Genomic DNA, 19,982 nt, shown 5'->3' on the forward strand with positions numbered 1-19,982 from the left:
GTGTTCACGCCAGGCCCGCCTTGGTGAAGTGCTTCTTGAGCAGGAACGCGCCCAGGAGGCCGCCGAGGAGGCCGCAGACCAGTGTGGAGCCGCTGTAGGCCCAGAGGACGGTGACGGACACGGTGCGGTCGAAGGCCTCGACGTACTCCGGTCCCATCGCCCGCATGCCCGGCGAGTCGAGGTACGCGGCGCGGTCGAGCAGCAGCGGGACCATCGGGCCGATGAACCACAGGGAGAACAGCGCGTGCGCCCAGATTGCGGCCCAGCGCGACCGGTACCTGCCGAGGCGCAGGGCCGCTTCGGCGGCGAGCGCGGCGGCGACGGTGACGAGGGTGCTGATCCAGGGGTGTCCGGTGACGAGGAACAGGAGGCCGATGACGAGGCCGAAGAGGGCCGCCATGCCGGCGTGGCGGACGCGGGTGAGGAACAGCATGTAGGGGATGCCGGCGGCGATGACGCTGAGGGGCAGGGTGAGGAGCATGACGAGGGGGCTGACGATGCCGAGCATCGCGATCGCGAAGACGATCACGAAGTAGAGCACCGCGAACAGCGCCACGTTGAGCAGGTCGCGGGCGGAGAACCGCGTCCGGCGCGGGGCCGCGGCGGTCGAGGGCTCGGCGGACGTGTTCTCGGGCGGTGCGGCGACGGGCCGGTCGCTCATTTCGGTTCCTTTCGGGGCAAGGGATCGGATGGTCGGGGGTCAGCGGGTCGGGGTGAGCTGCCAGCCGGTGGCGTCGACGCGTTCGCGCCAGTATCGGGCGTAGGCGCCGTCGGCGGCGAGGAGTTCGGCGTGGGTGCCGGATTCGCGGATGCCGCCTTCGCCGTCGAGCATGAGGATCTGGTCGGCGGTCATGATCGTCTGGAGGCGGTGGGCGACGACGATCATGGTGCGGCCTTCGCGGGCGGCGTCGATCGCGTCGCCGATGGCGATCTCGTTGCCGATGTCGAGCGCGGAGGTGGCCTCGTCCAGGAGCACGATCGGGGCGTCCTTGAGGAGGGCGCGGGCGATGGAGACGCGCTGGCGCTCACCGCCGGAGAGGTTGGAGCCGCCTTCGCCGACGCGGGCGTCCCAGCCGTCGGGCAGGCGGTCGGCGATCTCGTCGACCCGCGCGCGGGTGGCGGCGGCGATGACCTCGTCGCGGCTGAGGGCCGGGTTGCCGATCCAGACGTTGTTCAGGATGGTGTCGTCGAAGAGGTAGACGTCCTGGAAGACGGGGGCGACGGCGGCCTCGACGGCGGCGGTGCCGAGTTCGGGGACGGGGACGCCGCCGATGCGGACGGTGCCGCGCTCGGGATCGTAGAAGCGGGCGACGAGCTTGGTGACGGTGGTCTTGCCGGAGCCGGACGGGCCGACGATCGCGGTCATCCGTCCTGAAGGGGCCGTGAAGGACAGGTCCCGCAGCACGGGGTCGGCGCCGTAGCCGAAGGTGACGTCCTCGAATGCGATGGACCAGTCCTGCGGTTCCCGCGGCCGTGCCGGTTCGGGGAGCGGTTCGAGGGCGAGGAGTTCGTCGAGCTGGCCCAGCGCGGTGTTCGCGATCGCGACGCCGCCGCCGAGCGCGCCGGAGTTGGCGATCGGCTCGGTGAAGCGCACCCCGAGGACGAGCAGCGCGATGAACGTCGCCGGTTCGAGCGAGCCGCCGACGGCGAGGTAGGCGCCGAGCACGATGACGACGGTGAGGGCGAGCTGGACGACGCCGGTGAAGGTCGCGATCCCGGCGCCGCCGGTGACGAGCAGGCCGCGGTAGGCGCGGTGCTGGCGCTGGAGCGCGTCCTCGACGAGCCGGTCGGCGATCGAGCCGTCGGCGGCGGTGCGGAGCGCGGGCTGGGCGCGGGCGAACTCGATGACCCGGTTGGAGGTCTCGGCGACCGCGGCGGCGTGCTCGGCGTCGTCGCGTTCCATGCCGCGGCGCAGCCACCGGAACACCAGCCACATCACGGGGACCGTGGCGGTCATGGCGAGTGCGAGTCGCCAGTCGAAGAGGTACATGCCCGCCAGGACGGTGCCGGGGGTGATGAACCCGGCGAGGATGAGGCGCAGGACCGCGTACGGGGCCGAGGCGGCGAACATCGCGCCGTGCGTGGCGAGCTGGGTCGTCTGCCCGGAGCGGTCGGTGGCGTACCAGGCGATCGGCAGTTCGACGAGCCGGTCGCCGAGGCGGGTGAGCAGGGAGTCGAGCACCGCGGTGCTGGCCCGCATGCCGATCTGGCTGGCGGTCCAGTGCGCGGCCGCGCAGGCGGCGGCGGTCGCGGCCAGCGCGAGGAGCCAGGTGCGGGCCGCCGCGGTGTCGCCGGTGAACAGGGCCTGGAGCAGCGGCACGAGCATGAGGAACACGACGCCTTGGAGGACGGCGGTCGCGACGATGAACGCGAGTTCGGCGATGAGCAGTCGCCGCGCCTTCGGGGTGGAGTGGTGCAGCAGGCGGCGGATCATCCTCGGGCTCCTTCCGGGAGTGAGCGGGCGTGGTTGGCCCGGTAGTCGGCCCACATGCGGGCGTAGCGGCCCTGGCGGGCGAGCAGTTCGGCGTGAGTGCCGCGTTCGGCGATGCGGCCGCCGTCGAGGACCAGGATCTGGTCGGCGCCGGTGACGGTGTGGAGGCGGTGGGCGATGACGAGGACCGTGCGGTCGGCCGCGAGTGCGCTGAGCGCGTACTGGATCGCGGCTTCGGAATCAGGGTCGGCGAACGCGGTGGCCTCGTCGAGGACGAGGACGGGCGGGTCGGCCAGGAGCGCCCGGGCGATGGTGACGCGCTGGGCCTCGCCGCCGGAGAGGTTCGCGTCCTCCCCGACCACCGAGTCGTAGCCGCGGGGGAACCGCATGATCCGGTCGTGGATCTGCGCGGCCCGGGCGGCCCGCTCGATCTGCTCGTCGGCGGCGTCGGGGCGGGTGAGGCGGATGTTGTCGCGCAGGCTCGCGCGCAGGAGCTGCACGTCCTGGAACACGAACCCGACGCGGCGGTACAGGTCGGCAGAGGCGGTGTCGCGGACGTCGGCGCCGCCGATGGCGACCTCGCCGGCGGTGGCGTCGTAGAAGCGGGGCACGAGTTTCGCGAGGGTGGACTTGCCGGAGCCGGAGGCGCCGACGAGGGCGGTGACCGTGCCGGGGCGGCAGGTCGCCGTGATGTCGTGGAGGACGCGGTGCTCGCCGTCGTAGCTGAACGCGACCCGGTCGAGGCCGACGTCGGCGCCCGCGGGCTCCTGCGGCGAATCGGGCTGCGGGACCGGCGGGAGGGCGAGGAAGTCCGCAAGGGATGCTTGGGCCTTGGTCGCGTTGCGGAGGAACTGCGCGGAGGAGCCGAGCTTCATCAGGGGGCCGGAGAGGCCGAGTCCGAGGAGGACGCCGGGGAGGACGTCGATCGGGGCCGCGCCGGCCTCGACGAGCCAGAGGCCGACGGCGAGCAGCCAGGCCAGGACCACCGCGGGCGAGGTGGCGACCTCGATGGCGGTGAACCAGAGTGCGGTGTCGCGGGTCCACTGGCCGATGAAGTCGACGTACTCGCGCATCGCCTCGCGGTAGCGGCGGTGGCTGCGGCCGAGCTGCCCGAACCGCTTGACGACGGCGATGCCGTGCACGAACTCGACCGTGGCGCCCGAGAGGCGGGTCGTGGCCTGGTCGTATCGGCGGTACTGCTCGGCCCCGCCGCGCATCATCATGGCGTACAGCACGATCGTGACCACGAGCGGCAGCAGCGCCGCGAGGGCGATGCGCCACTCGACGGCGAACAGGTAGACGAGTCCGATCACCGGGACCGCGACGGCGGTGATGACGTCCTGGATCGTGTGGGCCACGAGCTGGTGGAGGGCGGTCACGTCGTTCTCGACGAGCTTGCGGACCGTCCCGGAGCTGCGGGCGTCGAACCAGCCGAGGGGCAGGCGCTGCAAGTGCCGGATGATCCTGCGCCGCAACGAGAGCTGGAGTTCGGCGTCGGCGAAGTGGCTGACGGCCCCGGAGGCGAACGCCGCACCGAAGCCGGCGAAGAGCGCAATGACCGCGATCACCACGATCGTCCACACTCGACCCGTGTCGACGGCTTCGCCGTCGAGCGCCGGCAGCAGGGTCCGCGCGAGCTCGACCACGGCGATGAACGGGACCACGCTGCTGACCGCACCGACGACGCTCAGTGCCACGATCGCGGCGAGACTGCCCCGGACCGGCGCGAAGAAACCCTCCGCGTCCGCCTGCTCCGACGTCGTTCCCATCCACCTGACCTCTCGGGCTCGCCGGCGACCGCGACAGCCGTCACGGCACCACCTAATTGAAAATGACTTCCATACTATAGAACAGCGTTCTATCAGCTGCAAATCAAGATGAGAGCCCTATTTCAAGCGCCGGAGCCCCCCGGTGCGGCAGGTCGGGGTGCACGGCTGCTCCTTACGGTTCAGTGGTCATGACTTCACCGCGCCGGCGGTCAGTCCGGAGACGAGCTGCTTGCGCAGCAGGATGAACACGGCGATGGCGGGGACGGCGGCGAGGATCGAGCCGGCCAGGACGAGGTCGTACTGGCGGCCTTCGGCGCCGAACAGGGCCTGGAGGCCGAGCGGGACGGTGTAGAACTCCGGTTCGGACACGATGACCAGCGGCCACAGCAGGTTGTTGTAGGCGCCCAGGAAGCTCCAGACCGCGAGCGCGCCGAGCGCCGGCCGCAGGAGCGGGAGCACGATCGTCCAGAAGGTCCGGAACTCCGAGCATCCGTCGATGCGGGCGGCGTCGAGGATCTCGTCGGGGATGGACTGCTCGGCGTACTGGCGCATCATGAAGATCCCGAACGCCGGGGCGACCCACGGGACGATCAGCGCGAACAGCGGGTGCGCGAGGCCGAGTTCGGCGACGAGGATGAACAGCGGCACGACGATGACCGCGAAGGGGATCGCGAGCGAGGAGAACATGACGTCGAACAGCAGCCGCTTGCCGCGGAACTCGTACTTGGCGAACCCGAAGCCGGCGAGCGAGCACAGGAAGACGACGGCGGCGGTGCTCACCAGCGCCACACCGGTGCTCATGAGCGTCCAGCTCCAGAACGGCTGCGCCGCGAGCAGGTTGGCGTAGTTGGCCGTCGTCGGTTCGCCGGGCCACAGTTCGGGCGGGAACGAGAAGATCTCGCTGCGGTCTTTGAAGGAGGACGACAGCGCCCACACCAGCGGTGCCAGGTAGATCGCGACGAGCAGGAACAGCGTCACGTACAGGCCGAGGCGCGCCGGGCGGAATCGCGGCCGCGACGGTCGCGGAGCGCTGGCCTGCGGCCTGGCATCGGCGGTGCGGTCGAGTGCGGTGGTGGTCATCGGTTTCTCCCCACGCCGAACGCGCTGGAGCTGAGGCGTCCGAGCACGAAGATGATGATGAACATGACGACGCCCGCGGCGGCGGCGTAACCGAGCTCCTGCCGCTGGAACGCGGCGCGGTAGATGAACATGGAGACCGACAGGGTGGATTCGCCGGGTCCGCCCTAGGTGAGCAGGAACGGTTCTTCGAAGATCTGCGCGGTGTTGACGAGCATGGTGACGGCGATGAACGCGGTGATCGGCTTGAGCTGCGGCAGTGTGACCGAGAAGAACCGGCGCACCGGCCCGGCGCCGTCCACTTCGGCGGCTTCGTGCATCTCGCGCGGGATGGCCTGCATGCCGGCGAGGAAGAAGATGGTCAGGTAGCCCGTCCAGCGCCACAGCACCAGGATCACCACCACGACGCGGGCCCAGAAGGGGTCGGTCAGCCACGAGACGCCGCCGAACCCGAACAGGGCCTCGAGGACGGCGTTGACGAGGCCGTACTCGCCGTCGAAGACCAGTCCGAACACGAGGGCGACGATGATGGGCGAGAGCACCACGGGCATGAAGTAGGTCAAGCGGAAGAAGTCGCGCAGCTTCAGGCCGCGGGCGTTGAGCGCCTGGGCGATCAGCAGCGAGACGGGCAGCACGACGACGAGCGCGAACACGGTGTAGATCGCGGTGTTGCCCAGTGCCGCAGCGAAACTGGGGTCGCGGAACAAGCGCGTGTAGTTGTCGATGCCGATGTACTCGGGCGAGCCCAGGCCGGCCCACCGGGTCAGGCTCAGGTAGATCCCCGCAGCGATGGGCACGAGCATGAACAGGCTGAACAGGACGAAGAACGGCGAGACGAAGAGGTAGGGCGCCCAAAGGGTCCTGCCGGGCTTGAGGGCGGCGGTTCGGCTGCTCATTCGGCGACCTGCCTTTCGTACGCGCGCAGCCCTTCGCGGAGCGCGGCCTCGGGGTCGATCTCGCCGTTGACGGCGCGCAGGATCGGGCCGCCGAGGCTGTCGCGCAGCAGCGAGGCGTCGGCGGCCTGGTAGAACAGCGGCATGTCGTTCGCGGCGGCGGCGTACACCTCGAAGACTCGCTGGTCTCCCAGGAACGGGTCGGTGATCTCCTGGAACTCGGGCGCGTCGTAGAGGTCGACGAGGGTCGGCAGGTAGCCGCCGAACCCGTAGCGGGCCAGCTGGCCTTCCGGCGTGAGGTAGGCGCGTTCGAGGAAGTCGAGTGCGGCGTCGGTCTCGGCCTGGTCCTTCAGCACCGCGAACGCGGTGCCGCCGAGGGTGGAGGCGATGTGGCCGCCGGAGGCGAACCTCGGGATGGTGCGGGCACGCCACAGCCCGGCCTGATCGGGAGCGTTCGCTTCGAGTCCGTAGACCTTGTACCAGTTGGGCATGACCGTGCCGATGAGCCGGCCGTCCTTGATCGCGGCGGCCGCTGCGCTCCCGTACGGGTCGGCGATGGACAGCAGCGCGCCGGTGCGCACGCCTTCGGCCATCAGGGCGAGGACTTCCACGGACTCCTCGGAGAGGACCGCGAGTTCGCCGGAGGCGTCGTAGAGGCTCCCGCCGCGCTGGAGGAGCATCTGGGTGAAGCCGTTGACGATGGCGCCGTTGTCGCCGTTGGAGACCATGCCGATCGCCTCGCCGGTGTCGGCGGCGATCTCGGCGCCGATCGCCAGCAGGTCCTCCCAGGTCGCCACGTCCTCGGGGATGCCGAGGTCCGCGAAGCGATCCGCGCGGTACCACATCACCGAGATCGAGTTGTCCGATTCGATCGCATAGACGCGGCCGTCGACGGTGTACGGCTGGGTCTTGAGCAGTCCGTCCCCGAATCGGGCGGCGACGTCGGTGAGGTCGACGAACAGGTTCTCGGCGATCCCCGAGCGCATCACCCTCGGGAACTGGTCGATGACCAGACCGGTGAGGTTCGGCAGTGGACGCTGCGCGACGGCCTGGTTGATGGTGCGGGAGACCACGTCGGCCGGCGAGGTCGAGGTGGTCGCGATCGAGTACTTCCAGGCGCTGTCGCCGGTGATGGCCGGATCGGTCGCGGCGCTGGTGAAGTACGTGACGTAGCCGGGGTCGTGAGTCCACAGGTCGAGCGTGACCGGGCCCGAGGCGATCGGGTCGCCTTCCGCACCGGAGGCGCAGGCGGCGAGCGCCCCGGCCCCGAGACCGGTGGTCCCGGCGAGTCGGAGGAGGCGCCTTCGATCGAGGCCCGTCACTGGTCCTCCTTGATGCGGACCTTGCCGACGCGGACGATCGTGGCCGAACGGATCTCGATGCCGTCGGGGACGTCGCGGACCGAGGGGTCGACCCAGACGCCGGTGGCGCGGCGCCACGGCAGGAGTTCAAGGCGCACACCGTGCTCGGCGACGGCTTCACGGTGCGCGCTGAGGTCGATGTCCCAGACGCGGCCGTGCCAGAAGTGGTCGCTGACGAATGCGTCCCCGATGTGGGCGCGGCCGGTGTCGCCGGTCCAGTCGATCCGCAGCAGCGCCCGGTCGGGGCCGCCGAAGTCGGGGATGTCGATGTGGACGTTGGCGGCGCCGGAGTAGTCGGTGGGCGCGCTGAGCCGGTCCATCGGGCCGCCAAGGCGGGGTTCAGGAGCGGTGGCGGGCCCGATGTCAGGGACCGTGACGGGAACGGGGCCGGTGCTCGGCGTGGTGAGGACCCAGGTCGACCAGTCGCCGCCTGCGGTGTGTTCCAGTTCGGCGCCTTCGGCTTCGAGCGGGCCCGGAGCGGGGAGCATCGCGATCGCAGTGCGCTCGGTCTCGGGGTGGACGACGAGGTCGCCGTTCTCGACGTAGACCGGGGCGTCGGCGAGGACGAGGCGGTCGCGGCCCGCGAACGGGAGCTTGTAGAGGCGGTTGGCGCTCGCGTCGTCCAGGATCAGGAGGCGGACGCCGTGGAGGTCGATGAAGCAGTCGGGGCCGGGCGGGACGGGCAGGTCGACGATCGTGCCGTCGCCGAGGACGAGCTCGACCGGGACGCCTTCGGTCGCGGCGAGGACCACGAGATCGTCGAGACGCGTGAGCAGTTGCGCGGTGGCGCTGCGCAGTTCGAGGTCGTCGGTGAGGGCGTAGCGCAGCGGCCAGGCCACCGAGACGCCCTCGGGGAGGTTGACCGGCACGGTCGGGACGGTGATTTCGGCGTCTTCGAAGTGGACGGTGAACTGGACGCCGGGCTGGGCGGCGACGGGCCGCTTGGGCGGTTGGTAGGTGGTGGCGAAGAGGTACCCGCTGCGGCCGTCGGAGCGGACGGCCCAGCGCAGCTCCTCGGGGTCGTCGCTGCCGCCGCCCACAATGGAGGCCATGGTCGCGATCCGGCGGCCGTCTGCCTGAAGCCAGAGGTGCTGGCGGCGCAGGTAGTGGTGGTGAGGGCGGATCTGGCCGTGCTCGCCGATGGGCGCGTGGAAGTCGTAGGTCAGGGCGGGCACGTCGTTGGGGTAGCCGGTGGCGTGCGATTCCTGTTCGGTCCCATGGGGTCCGGTGCGCTGGGTGCCGCCGGCGTACATGTAGTAGCCCTGCCAGGCCGAGCCGGAGCCGATCTTGGCGAGCGCGAGGTTGGCGACGTCCTCGGGCGACACGAGCGGGCGGCGGTGGTAGGCCACGTGCATGCCGCCGCCGAGTTCGCAGGTGGCGAACGGGGTCCGGTCGTCGTGCTTGAGCGGCTCTGTCGAATCGGTGCTGATCCCGTCGAGCGCTTCGCGCAGGTCCGCGCCCACGGTGAGGTCGTCGCGGACCTCGGAGTAGCGGAAGTGGAAGGGCGCGAACGCGGGCCACTCGACGGTCGAGTCCTCCCAGAAGCCCTCGGAGTAGGCGCTGTAGAGCGGCAGCAGCGTCTCGGGAACCTGCGCGCCGCCCCAGCCGGTGGCGGTCCAGAACGGCACGCGCAGACCCAGCTCCTCGGCGATCTCGCGGAGCTTGGCGAGGTGGTCGGGCTGGTCGTACAGCTCGTTGTCGACCTGCGCGCCGATGATCGGGCCGCCTTCAGCGTGCGTCAGGCCCTCGAGCTGGGCGATGATCTGCGCATAGAGCGGGCGCACAAGGTCGAGGTAGGCCGGGTCGTTCGTCCTGGTGCGGACGTCGCCACGCTCGATGAGCCAGTCGGGGAAGCCGCCGTAGCGGTACTCGCCGTGACCCCAAGGCCCCATGCGGACGATCACGTCGAGGCCGTGCGCGCCGGCGAGCTCGATGAAGGCCCGCAGGTCGCGGTTGCCGCTCCAGTCGAAGCGGCCGGGCTCGGGCTCGTGGACGGTCCAGAACACGTACGTGGCGACCGAGTCGAGGCCACCGGCGCGGGCGTGGCCGAGGACTTCGCTCCAGCGTTCGCGCGGGATGCGGGAGTAGTGGATCTCGCCGGTGATCGGCATCCACGGCCGGCCGCCGCGTTCGAACCAGCGGCTGGTGACCTCGATCCGGTCGGGCGCGCCTTCGGGTTCACCGAAGGGCAGGTGGCCCCGCAGCGGCGGCTCGGGCTGGTGGACCCGCAGTTCGTGGGCGTTCATGTCTCTCCTTTGAGCGAGTTCGGGTTCGGTGTCACGGGTTCGGCAGGGCGATGATGCGGGCGTAGGGGTTGAGGGGGTCGCGGTCGAGGGCGCGGCGCGCCACGCCGGCGGCTCGATCAGTGTCGCCGTCGAGGTGCGCGAGCTGGGCGCGGAGGACGAGCACGCGCGTGTCGTGCACGGCCTGGACGTCGACGGTGAACAGCAGCATCGTCGGCAGCGAGGTCGCGAAGTAGTCGATCGTCGCGACTGTCGCGGCCTGCTCGCGGAGGTACCGCTCGAGGTCGTCCCGCAACGCGGTTGCGGCGTCGTGCTTGCCGAGGCGGCGCAGCGCGGTGACCGCGGCGGCGGTGTGCTCGGAGTGGGGCTGGACCTGCATGCCCTGGAAGTCGCCTTCCTGCGCGGCGGCCTGCTCCCAGGATTCGCGGGCGGCGAGGTCCTCCCCCGCCGCTGCGAGCGCGTCGCCGAGGACGAGATGGAGGCCGGCGGTGTTGGCGAGCGGGTGCCGGGCCTCGCCGAGGCCGCGGGGCGGGTCCAGGGCCGCGCGGGCGTGGACGACGGCGCGCTGCGGGTCGCCGGACGCGAGGGCTGCGCGGGCGAGGGTGAGGTGGGCGTCCTCCCAGGCGGCGAGGACGCGGCCTTCACCGCCTTCCCACGGCTGGAACCGGCGTCCCGCGAGCACGCTGACGGCATCCTCGGCCCGGCCCGTGGCGGTCAGCAGCTCGGCGAACTGGACCGACAGGTCGTCGCGCTGGTCGACGAGGTCGCGCCGTTCCTCGAGCGAGGCGATGCGCTCCCGAGGCGTGCGGCCGCGGCGGCCGTCGAGCTGGTCGAACTCGTAGAGCAGGCGCGCGTCATCCGGCGCGGCGGCGCGGGCGAGCGCATACCAGTGCGCGGCCCGCTCGGGATCGCCTTGGACGTTGTGGGCGGCGACACCGAGATTGCGGAGCACCACCGGGTCACCGGTGTCGGCCGCGGTCTCCCAGGCTTCGATCGCCTCCTCGCGGCGGCCGGCCGCGTACAGGCGGTGCCCGGCGAGCGCGGCCAGGACCGGATCGTCCGGTCGCCGCTGCCGCAGGCGCGCGAGGGCGTCGTCTTCAGCATGGGACGGGAAGCACCAGGTGCGGTCGAGTTCGTGGACCTGTTGCAGCGCATGGTCGGCGGCCTCGATGTCGCCGCGTTCGAACTCGAGGTCGGCGCGGTGGAGCCAGGCGATCGGGGCGACATTGGTCTGGCCGGGGGCCGGGTCCAGCGACGCGGCGGTCGCGAAGAGGTCGATCGCAGCCGCATGTTCGCGAACGGAGCCGTATTCGAGGGCGACGTCCAGCGCGATGGTCGGATCGGTGGTCGGCGCCGCATCGAGCCCGAGGCGAACTGCGAGGTCGCGGGCCCAGGCATCGAGCGGGTCGTCACCGATCGTGCCGCGCACGAGCTCGGCGGCCGCGGCAGTGTCTCCGGCCCTCAGCGCGGCGATGGCGGCGAGGTTGCGCGCCTGGACGTGGCGGGGGCTGCGTTCGATCACTGCCGCCAGTTCCGTTGCGGCTTCGGTGTCGCGGCCCTCGGCCAGATCGAGCCGGGCGGTCGCCACGGCGGCGGCGTCGGCCCAGGCTTGGTCCCATTGGGCCTTCCCGAATGCCTCGCGGGCTTCGAAGGTGCGGCCTTGGCGGGCGAGGACGAGTCCGAGCCGGTAGTGGGCCTCGCCGTCGCGCGGGTTGGGATTGCGCCTGGTCAGCCGCTCGATCGCCTTGCGCAGCAGGGTCTCGGCCTCCTCGAGGAGGCCGGCTTTCAGGCGGCGTGCCGCGAGTGCGGTGTTGCAGCGGGCGTCGCCGGGGTCACGGCGCAGCGCCTCCTCCCAGTACGGTTCGGGCGAGCGGGTCGCGTGGCGGTACTGGTCCAGGTGGAGGCCGGTCTGGTAGAGCTCGTCGACGGAGGCGATGTCGGCGGGTGCGGGCGGTTCGGTCGCGGGTTCGGTGGTGGACGGCTCGGTCGGTGCGGGCCGCGGACGCCATGACACGAGGGTTTCACCGCCCTGTTCGACCGCCAACACGAGGTCGGTCGGCTCGTACACGGCGTCGAGGTCGAGTTCGTGCACGTGGGGAGCGCCGGGGGCGAGGTCGACCTCGGCTTCGTAGGCGACCCGATCGGCGGCGCGGAGCACGACCTTCGAACCGGGGCGCGGTACCGTGACGGCGGCGCCGATCCTCACATGGCCGCCGTCGACATCGAGGCGTACCGCCGCATCCAACGTGGCTTGGTGGACCGGGCCGGTGTCCTGGATCGGGTACCAGTACTGCGAGAACGTCTTGGTCTCACCGGGCGCCAGGAACGCGAAATCGGGCTGGTTGTCGGTGAAGACCCCGGCCATGAGCTCCACATACGGCCCGCCGGTGTCGGTGAGATGGTCGTCCCAGGCCCACCCGAAGGGGGCGTTGCCCCAGGTCCACTGCTTCTTGCCCGGCGCGATCCGGTGGTCGGCCCAGTGCACGAACCCGGCGCCTGCGGCGTGGTCGTAGCCGCCGAAGAAGTCGTCCTCGGTCCCGATGCACATGTACGACGTGGGGACGGGGATGTTGCGGTACCAGTCGAGCCAGTCGCCGTCGGGGCGGTCCGCGGTGCGGCGGGCCGGGTAGTCGACGCCGTAATAGCGATCCGCGGCGGGGAAGCTCGTGGTGGCGCGCTTGGCGTGGTCGGCGACCACGTGCACGTCGGTGGGGAAGAACGACTGGTAGTCGTCGTGGACCTCGGCCGCGACGTTGGCCCACCACAGGAACGTCTGCACGTCATCGGTGCGGTTCACCAGACGGCCCCGCAGTTCGACGAGTGAACTCGACGGCCGCAGCCGGATGCCGTGCATGCCCTGCATGCGCGCGAACGGGTCGTGGTCGGAGCACCACACGGTGACCGCGCCGTCTTCCTCGGCCTCGATCAGCGCCTCGGTCGGCAGGTGCGTGGCCGGGCGGTGGTGCTGGGGCCAGTTGAACTCGACGCCGCCCGAGACCCACGGCCCGGCCAGGCCCACCAGTGCCGGTTTGATGACGTCGTTGCGGTAGAAGAAGTCGTAGCCGCGAGTCTTGTCAAGTCCGATGTGGATTCGCCCACCGAGCTCGGGAAGCACCATCAGCCGCACGTACTCGTTCTCGAGGTGGATCGCGTCCCAGGCGCGCGGGGTCTTCTCGCGCGACACCGCGTCGATGAACGGCAGCGGGTAGACCGCGCCGCTCGAACCCTGGTAGACCCGCTGATCCAAGTAGGCCGGGAACCGGTCGGGCGCACCCGGCGCGTACGTGTCGATGACGACCGGCTCCCGCCATGCCCGGACCGCCTGCTCAGCAAGCGCGGCGGGAGCGTCGGGAAGCACGATCTTGGACTCTTCGGTTGACATGCATCGAGCGTATGGACACTTGACATCAGTGTCGATGGTCATTTCACTAGAGAACATGGATGAATCGACGACGATGGTCGACCAGGAGGGCATTAGGGACGGCTTCGCGGGCCAGCGCATGCTCGTCATCCCGCGATCCACGGCCGAGAAGGCGCTGCGCCACCCGGTGACCGGCAAGCTGCTGGTCACCGACGCCGGCTACTTCCCCCACGCCGCCCGGCACGGCAGGTCGCGCCCGCGCGGCGCGAGCCAGCACATCCTGCTGGTCTGCACCGACGGTGAGGGCTGGTGCCGCTCCGAGGGCGCCGAGTTCACGGTCTCGCGTGGCGGCGTGGTCCTGCTGCCCGCCGACCGCCCCCACGCGTACGGCGCGGCCAAGGCCGACCCGTGGACGCTGTGGTGGTTCCACTTCACCGGCGCCGACGCGGCCGACCTGGTCCGCACCGCGCACTCGGCCGCGGGCGGACGCGTGACCCACCTGCGCGACCCCGCGCCCTTGGCGAGCCTGGTGTCCCAGGTGATCGACGCCCTCGAATCGGGCCTGACCACCTCGTCGCTGACCAGGGCTTCAGGGGCCGCCTGGCACGCGATCGCTCAGGTGATCGCCACCGGCCGCCGCAACCCCGGCCCGACCCTCAACCCACTCGAACGCGCCGTCGACCACCTCCGCGCCACGACCCCGCACCGCACCTCGGTGACCGCCCTGGCCTCGATGGTCGGCCTCAGCGCCTCCCAGCTCACGGCGCTGTTCCGCGACCACCTCGGCGTCTCACCGCTCCAGTTCCAGGTCAACCTGCGCATGACCCGCGCCCGCGAACTCCTCGACGGCTCCGACCTCCCCATCGCCGCGGTCGCCCGCGAAGCCGGCTTCGACGACCCGATGTACTTCTCCCGCCAGTTCACTCGGGTCCACGGCATGACCCCCAGCGCCTACCGAAACCGCCCCATCGGCACATGAGTTGCCGGGGCTCGCGCGCAGCACTCGATGGCGCGCTTTCCGGCTCTTTCCCACGGGTTGACGGTCATGGACATTTGAATTCGATGCATGGATGAACCTCGATTGTTGTCGGTTGAGCGCCCCACGTCCTCTTACGCTTTCGGCGCCTGCATTCATCCATTCCGATGCGGTGGCGACGGCGGACCCGCTCCGCAGCGCAGTGCTGCGCCACCGCCGCAAGGAAATTCCATGCGGTTGGGCCGCTTCGCCGGTCTCGGTCGCGATCGGGAGGGCCAGGAGGGCGGTGCCGATCAGGATGAACACCAGGAACGCCAGCGGCACCAGTCGGGCGGGATGTCGGAGCGCTCGCATCACCACTGGACCATAACGGCGCCCACCGCCTGGCCCTCCACGCCTCGTCGCTGACCGCACGCAAGAAGGCGCAGGTCAGCGACGTCATTCAACACCCGGAGGCTGGAATCGGGGCCGCAGTGCGCGCCGTAGGAATACCGTCAAGAATCCGTCAACGCCCTGCGGTGACGGATCGGTCAGGCGTCGGATCGCCTGCGCGGTGCGGTGGTCGCGACGATCGCCGCGCCGATGAGCGCCGCCGCCACCGATCCGACGAGGACGCCGATCTTGGCCTCGTCGGTCAGCAGCGCCGCGTCACCGCTGTGGAAGGCGAGCTCGGTGATGAACAGCGCGACGGTGAACCCGATGCCCGCGACCGCCGCGATCCAGGTGGCGGCGGTGATCCCGAGCTCGACGAACGACAGCGCGCTCGCCGCGAAATCGCGGTTCCCTCGGTAATACCGCACGACGTGCTCGAACGCGCTCCGGCTGGCGTGCGCCGACCCGCCCGTCATCGAACGACCTCCTCTCCAGGTCGACAGCCTCGGGCCAGAATTCCTGTCAGGTTCGGGTCAGGACTCCGGAGGGGTCTCGCCGTCGGTTCCGGCTCGTCGCTCTTGTGCCCGCCGGATCAGGTCCTCGGCCTGGGCCATGGTGCGGGCCTGGCGGTCGAGGAATCGGCCGAGGACCTCCGGGGAGCGTTCGCGGGCGGTGTGCTTGGCGCGCTCGTACGTGGTCATGATCGCCTCGGCGAGATCGGCCGGCGCGAGATCCTCGGCAGCGGGGAGGAACTCGATGCCGACCAGGTCGCCGCCGACGGTGACGGTCAAGGCCACCTCGCCGCCCTCGGATTCGACCCGGATGCTGGTCGCCTCGATCAAGTGCCGCACCGGGAGCGACTGCTCCTCGAGCTTCGCCATCTGCTCGCGGAAGCCGCTCATGAAAGCGGCGAGGTCGAAATCGGCAGCCTGGTCGCTCCCGGACTGCGTCGGCTCGTTGTCAGGGGTCTGGTTCACGGTGGCTCCTTGGAGAATGCGGTGCGCGAACGCCCCGGCGGTGCCGGGCCGCGTCGTCTCGTCGTTGAGACCGCAATCGCGCGGTGAACGGTAGTCGCCCGCGGCGCGCTCCCCGAAGCGCGCGCACAGGCCGGGAAGGTCAGCGCCATCGGGCGCGGAAGGCGGCGAGGCGGGGGCGGTCGTGCGCGGAGAGCGCGGCGACTTCGGCCGTGCATCGCAGGTCGAACGTCCCCCCGGCGTCGACGGAGAAACGCCTGCGGATCTCGGCCCCGCTCAGATCGAGCGCGGTCCGAGCATCGACCTGGCTCGGTGCGGGCGCAGTGCGCACGACCAGGTCATGCGCTCCGGGGGCGAGCTGGATCCACATGCGCGTCCAGCTCGCGGCCACCGGTTCGCCGTCGAGGAGCACCTCCGGGGCCGGGACCCACGGCCGGCAGGCGGGCGGCTCGGGTTCGCCGATCCTGATCGCCCGCCACCGCTGCAGCGGGCCCGGCTTCCGCCCACCGGCGAGGGCGGCGAGCGCGGGCTCGGGGTGCGCCTCGATCTCGAACCGCAGGTGCAGGTTGAGCCCGGCCCATCCGGGTGCCGGTGCGAGCCGCTCGGGGGTGTCGGCGTCCAGGACTCGTACCGCAAGCGGCGCAGCGCCGGTCGGCGGGGCGGCGGTGACGATCCGTCGCGCGCGCGCCTCCTGCATCAGGGAGGCGGTGATGGCGACGATGCCGATGCCGAGCCCCAGTCCGGCCGCGCCCCAGATCACGGCCGGGACGAGGAGGTCCGCAGTCGGGTCGGGACTGGCGATAGCGACGGCGGTCAGCGCGGCGGCGAGGACGAGCCCGCCCACGGCGACGAGGTGGAATCCGCCGATGCCGCCGGGGCCGGGCCGCCGGGGCCCGAACGCGGTGAGGTCTCTGATCTGGGCGCCGGCCTCGGCGTACCAGTGCGCGGTCGAGCCGATGATGCTCGCGTAGTCCAGTTCGCGCCGCTCGCCGGCTTCGAGGTCGACCGTCTGGTAGCAGCGGGAGTGGCTGCTGGCTACCGCGATCAAGTGGTCGCCCGGATCGACGGTCATCTCAGTCGTGCCCCACCCCCATGAGACCGGCACGCCGTCGATGCTCACGACCGGGACCAGGGGCCGGCTCACCCGCAGCGACGGGTGGACGTCTCGGGAGTCCTGATTGCGCCATGCGGTGCGCACCACCACGACCGCGTGCGGTCCCCGTCCGGCCGCTGCACCCGGTTTCAGGCGTCGTCCGGCCCGCACCGGCACGGCCGCATCAGGGTGCGGCCGTACGGCCCACCCCTTGAACGGCGGGAACGTCTTGAACCCCGAGAAGCGCCGCAGACCGGGCAGCACCGGCCAGGTGACCAGCACGGCGATCGCGGCCAGACCGAGTCCGAGGGCGGTCAGGTCGTCTGCACCCACGGCTACCGGTTCCCTCGCACTAGCTGCCGCTCCAGTTCGGCTCCTGGTCGTCGGCCCAGCTGGGCTTCTCCCAGGTGCCGGTCGGCTCCTGCTCGCCTTCGGGAGTGTCGACGAAGGGGATGAAGTCGAGGTTGCCCGGGTCGACGCCGTAGGTCCCGCGAGGGTCTTCGGCGCCGTTGACGTCGCCGTCGCCGGCGAGGTCGTTGGCGTTGAGTCCGAAGTTGTAGGCGCCCTGGCCGCCGACGAACAGGTGGCCGAGCCCGCCGGCGACGTGCTTGCCTCCCGAGGGCGCGAGCGCGTTGCGCAGGCCCAGTTGGGCGAGGCCGTTGGCGATGTTGAACGCGGTGGGGCCGACCATCTCGGCCGGGTTGACCACGTTGCCCTGGGAGGCCAGGACCGCCCACGAGCCGGTCATCCCGCCGCCGATGAACGCCGCGAGGCCGTTGCCGAGCGCTTCGAGGGCGCCGTCGAGGGTCTTCAGGATGCCGAGGCCGGTGGCGGCTATGGTCATCGCCGCGGTCCGAACGGCGGCCGCGGCCGGGGCGGTGAGCGGGAACGCCTGGAGCGGCCAGTAGACGAGCGCCATCGCCATCAGGACGGTGGCCAACAGGGCGTAGGCGGTGACCATGACCGCCAGGAGCGCGGCGATGGTGAACAGGCCCAGTCCGACCTGGATGGCGAAGGCCGCGATCGTGTACAGCTGCATGGAGACCTTGCCGGACTGGTCGACGAAGGCGTTGCAGTCGTCGCCCTCCCACGCGTCGGCGTCCATCGCCGAGACCTCGGCTTCGAGGTCCTTGCCGCCGGTGATGTACTTCTCGGCCAGCTGGAACCAGTAGGCGCCGACCATCATGATCTGGCCGGGGTTGCACTGGTTCATGTAGATGATGCGGGCGATCTGGGTGCAGGAGGGCCCGAAGGTGAAGGCGGGCAGGACGATTTCGACGGCCGCGGCGGGGGCGACCATCGCGAATGCGTCCATCATGCCCTGGAAGCTCTTGGGGTCGGGGGCGCCGATCGACATTGGCTGGGATCCTTTGCGTGTGGGTGGGGCGGGTCAGTTGAAGTTGTTGGCGGCGGCCTGGTCGGCGTCTTCCCAGGCGGTGGCGCATCCGTCGAGATCGGCGTTCATGGTCTGGAAGCACTCGGCCGCGCCTTGGACCATCTCGTTCATGTAGGAGACGGCGGTGGTGTAGACGGTGGCCAGCGCCGGGGTCACGGAGGTGTACAGGGCCTGGTCGATGCCGCGCAGGTTCGGCAGGATCTCGTTGGCCTCCTCCAGGGTCGGGGTGACCTTGGTCTGGATGTTCTGTCCGAGCGCGCGGATCTGGGTCGGGTCGGCTTTGGTCACGGGGCGGTCCTCACTTGAATCGGCGGATCTGCTGTTGGTAGTCCTGCTGCAGGAACGCGGCCTGGCCTGCGACCTTGCGGGCGTAGTCGCCGATCTGGCCGGGCAGGCCCTCGACCTGCTCCATCGTCAACGGGAGGCCGGCCGCGTCGATGTGCGCGCGCTGGCGTTCGTCGCGGTTGGCGACGGCGCGCTCGGCGGTCGCGGTGATCTGCTGGGCCAGCAGGTCCGGCCCCATCTCCCTGGCGTGCAGGCCCAGGAGGAGTCGCGCGATCGGGTAGGTTCCGGTGGCCTCGACGGTGACCTGCCCGTCCTCGCTGGTGGCGACGCCGACCATGGCGTCGGCGTCGCCTTCGAGCGGGGTGGGCGCCCCGCCTGGGGTGGTTTGGAAGCGTTCGAGCATCGCGATGGCCGCGTCCAGGTTCGCGGTCGAGACCGCGCCCGGGTTGAGGGCGAGGCGGGACATCGCGCGGGGGTCGTCGGCGGGGAGGGCGTCCTCGGCGCCGAACTCGCCCCCCTTGCGCTGGATGACCGCCTCCAGTCCTTCGGATCGGATGCCGTCGCGCAGGTTCTTCAGTTCCGCGAGCGCATCGGCGGCAGAGCCGAGTCCGGCCTCCTGGTTCGCGGTGTCGGTGCGCATCGCGTCGGCCGCGTCCCGGGCGGTGAAGGCGATCAGATCGGCGAGCTCGCGCACCGGCATGCGCACTGCTGCCGCGCTCAGCTTGACCACCGGCGCGGTGTCGGCGGCCTCGATGATCACGTTGCCGCAGCCGCTGGTGTAAGCGGGTGCGGCGCTTTGGCTGTCAGTCAATGTTCTGGGGCCTTTCGGGATTGGGAGAGGGTCGGGCGGCGCAGAGGGCGAGGGCTTCCCCGACCAGGGCGAGGACGTCCGCCGGACGTTCCTCCACCGCCAGGTGTCCGACCCCGGGCAGGATGCGCAATCGGGTGCCCAGGGCGGACTCGACTGCCGGCGCGAGCCGGTCCGGTGGCAGGAACCGGTCATGGGCGCCGACGGCCGCCACCAGCGGGGTGCCGCGCCAGCGCTCGAGCAGCTCGGGGGACAGCGGCCGCGGCGCCAGCGTGGTCTTGCAGTACCGGGCGACCAGTTCCATCCAGTCCACCGTGGACGCCGACGGCGCGGCTCCGGGGGCGACGAACAGCTCCAGCAGCCGACGGGACCGCGACGCGGAAGGGCGCAGCAGCCACGCGAGCGAGCGCCGCAGGAGCAGGGCGTCGGTGCGAAGCGGGATGATGCCGCCGGGCGAGTACAGGACGCGGGCGGCGATGCGGTCCGAGGTGCACGAGAGCGCGACCGCCGCGCCCAGCGAGTTGCCGACCACCACGACGTCGCGGGCGTCGACCGCATCGAGGACGCCGGCGAGCATCGACCCGTACCAGGAGCGCAGGGGCGCGGCGGGGCGCTCGCCGCTGGCGAGACCGGGTTGACCGGGCAGGTCCACGACCATCGTCGGCCACCGGGAAGCGAGGGTCTCGGCCACTGCCAGGCACGTGGCGGCGTTGAAGTTGGTGCCGGGGACGAACACCACGCGTGCCGGGCCCGTGCCGAGGAAGGTGGCGTGCGCCAGTGCGCCGTCCACGGAGACCAGGCTGCGGCGGTGCGCTACCGGCCAGGACTCCAGCTGCGCCCGGCACCAGTGCGCGATGATGCGCCGTCCGGGTTCGGACTTGTACAGGCTCCGCATCGTGCAGGGTCACCGATCGGTCGAAGGAAACAATTCCTTGCCGACCAG

At 71.1% G+C, this 19,982-nt stretch carries 17 protein-coding genes; 1 reads left to right on the plus strand and 16 read right to left on the minus strand.

The genetic code is table 11. The features are described 5' to 3' along the window. Positions 1 to 4: 4 nt before the first annotated feature. From EIW28_RS01105 to EIW28_RS01140, 9 genes are all read right to left on the minus strand, one after another. On the minus strand, positions 5 to 661 hold the full coding sequence (locus EIW28_RS01105; protein ID WP_125245881.1) for an MptD family putative ECF transporter S component: 657 nt from the start codon (positions 659 to 661) through the stop codon (positions 5 to 7). A gap of 39 nt (positions 662 to 700) precedes the next feature. After that, positions 701 to 2,434, minus strand: a complete 1,734-nt coding sequence (locus EIW28_RS01110) for an ABC transporter ATP-binding protein (RefSeq protein ID WP_125245882.1) — start codon at positions 2,432 to 2,434, stop codon at positions 701 to 703. Next, entirely contained in the window at positions 2,431 to 4,200 is a 1,770-nt protein-coding gene (locus EIW28_RS01115; protein ID WP_125245883.1) for an ABC transporter ATP-binding protein, read from the minus strand. The genes EIW28_RS01110 and EIW28_RS01115 overlap by 4 nt, the downstream gene beginning before the upstream one ends. A 186-nt stretch (positions 4,201 to 4,386) precedes the next feature. Next, positions 4,387 to 5,280: a carbohydrate ABC transporter permease gene (locus tag EIW28_RS01120; RefSeq protein WP_125245884.1), complete on the minus strand. Its 894-nt coding sequence runs from the start codon at positions 5,278 to 5,280 to the stop codon at positions 4,387 to 4,389. Then, the gene (locus EIW28_RS25310; RefSeq protein WP_197717007.1) at positions 5,277 to 5,411 is read right to left on the minus strand and encodes a sugar ABC transporter permease; all 135 of its coding nucleotides are present in this window, start codon (positions 5,409 to 5,411) and stop codon (positions 5,277 to 5,279) included. The genes EIW28_RS01120 and EIW28_RS25310 overlap by 4 nt, the downstream gene beginning before the upstream one ends. 33 nt (positions 5,412 to 5,444) lie before the next feature. Beyond that, the gene (locus EIW28_RS01125) at positions 5,445 to 6,173 is read right to left on the minus strand and encodes a carbohydrate ABC transporter permease (protein WP_197717008.1); all 729 of its coding nucleotides are present in this window, start codon (positions 6,171 to 6,173) and stop codon (positions 5,445 to 5,447) included. Beyond that, entirely contained in the window at positions 6,170 to 7,492 is a 1,323-nt protein-coding gene (locus EIW28_RS01130) for an ABC transporter substrate-binding protein (RefSeq protein ID WP_125245885.1), read from the minus strand. The genes EIW28_RS01125 and EIW28_RS01130 overlap by 4 nt, the downstream gene beginning before the upstream one ends. Beyond that, positions 7,489 to 9,777 (minus strand): beta-galactosidase, encoded by a 2,289-nt coding sequence (locus EIW28_RS25315; protein WP_125245886.1) that lies wholly within the window; start codon positions 9,775 to 9,777, stop codon positions 7,489 to 7,491. The genes EIW28_RS01130 and EIW28_RS25315 overlap by 4 nt, the downstream gene beginning before the upstream one ends. A 31-nt stretch (positions 9,778 to 9,808) precedes the next feature. Then, on the minus strand, positions 9,809 to 13,156 hold the full coding sequence (locus tag EIW28_RS01140; protein WP_158630245.1) for a DUF5107 domain-containing protein: 3,348 nt from the start codon (positions 13,154 to 13,156) through the stop codon (positions 9,809 to 9,811). A 55-nt stretch (positions 13,157 to 13,211) separates the two neighbouring features. On the opposite strand from EIW28_RS01140, the gene EIW28_RS01145 reads away from it, so the two are divergent. Beyond that, the gene (locus EIW28_RS01145) at positions 13,212 to 14,114 is read left to right on the plus strand and encodes a helix-turn-helix domain-containing protein (protein ID WP_125245888.1); all 903 of its coding nucleotides are present in this window, start codon (positions 13,212 to 13,214) and stop codon (positions 14,112 to 14,114) included. A gap of 527 nt (positions 14,115 to 14,641) precedes the next feature. Here EIW28_RS01145 and EIW28_RS01150 read toward each other — a convergent pair. The 7 genes from EIW28_RS01150 to EIW28_RS01180 form a co-directional block, all read right to left on the minus strand. Beyond that, entirely contained in the window at positions 14,642 to 14,959 is a 318-nt protein-coding gene (locus tag EIW28_RS01150) for a Na+/H+ antiporter NhaA (protein ID WP_125245889.1), read from the minus strand. Between the two features lie 57 nt (positions 14,960 to 15,016). Continuing rightward, positions 15,017 to 15,460, minus strand: a complete 444-nt coding sequence (locus EIW28_RS01155) for a YbaB/EbfC family nucleoid-associated protein (protein ID WP_125245890.1) — start codon at positions 15,458 to 15,460, stop codon at positions 15,017 to 15,019. A gap of 139 nt (positions 15,461 to 15,599) precedes the next feature. After that, on the minus strand, positions 15,600 to 16,883 hold the full coding sequence (locus tag EIW28_RS01160) for a hypothetical protein (RefSeq protein ID WP_125245891.1): 1,284 nt from the start codon (positions 16,881 to 16,883) through the stop codon (positions 15,600 to 15,602). Positions 16,884 to 16,902: 19 nt separating this feature from the next. Further along, the gene (locus EIW28_RS01165) at positions 16,903 to 17,907 is read right to left on the minus strand and encodes a hypothetical protein (RefSeq protein ID WP_125245892.1); all 1,005 of its coding nucleotides are present in this window, start codon (positions 17,905 to 17,907) and stop codon (positions 16,903 to 16,905) included. Between the two features lie 33 nt (positions 17,908 to 17,940). Further along, complete coding sequence (locus tag EIW28_RS01170; protein ID WP_125245893.1) at positions 17,941 to 18,234, minus strand: hypothetical protein; 294 nt, start codon at positions 18,232 to 18,234, stop codon at positions 17,941 to 17,943. Between the two features lie 10 nt (positions 18,235 to 18,244). After that, on the minus strand, positions 18,245 to 19,042 hold the full coding sequence (locus tag EIW28_RS01175; protein ID WP_125245894.1) for a hypothetical protein: 798 nt from the start codon (positions 19,040 to 19,042) through the stop codon (positions 18,245 to 18,247). After that, complete coding sequence (locus EIW28_RS01180; protein WP_125245895.1) at positions 19,035 to 19,934, minus strand: alpha/beta fold hydrolase; 900 nt, start codon at positions 19,932 to 19,934, stop codon at positions 19,035 to 19,037. The genes EIW28_RS01175 and EIW28_RS01180 overlap by 8 nt, the downstream gene beginning before the upstream one ends. Positions 19,935 to 19,982: the final 48 nt, after the last annotated feature.

It is taken from the genome of Glycomyces terrestris (assembly GCF_003933745.1).
In the GTDB taxonomy this organism is placed as follows: domain Bacteria; phylum Actinomycetota; class Actinomycetes; order Mycobacteriales; family Micromonosporaceae; genus Glycomyces; species Glycomyces terrestris.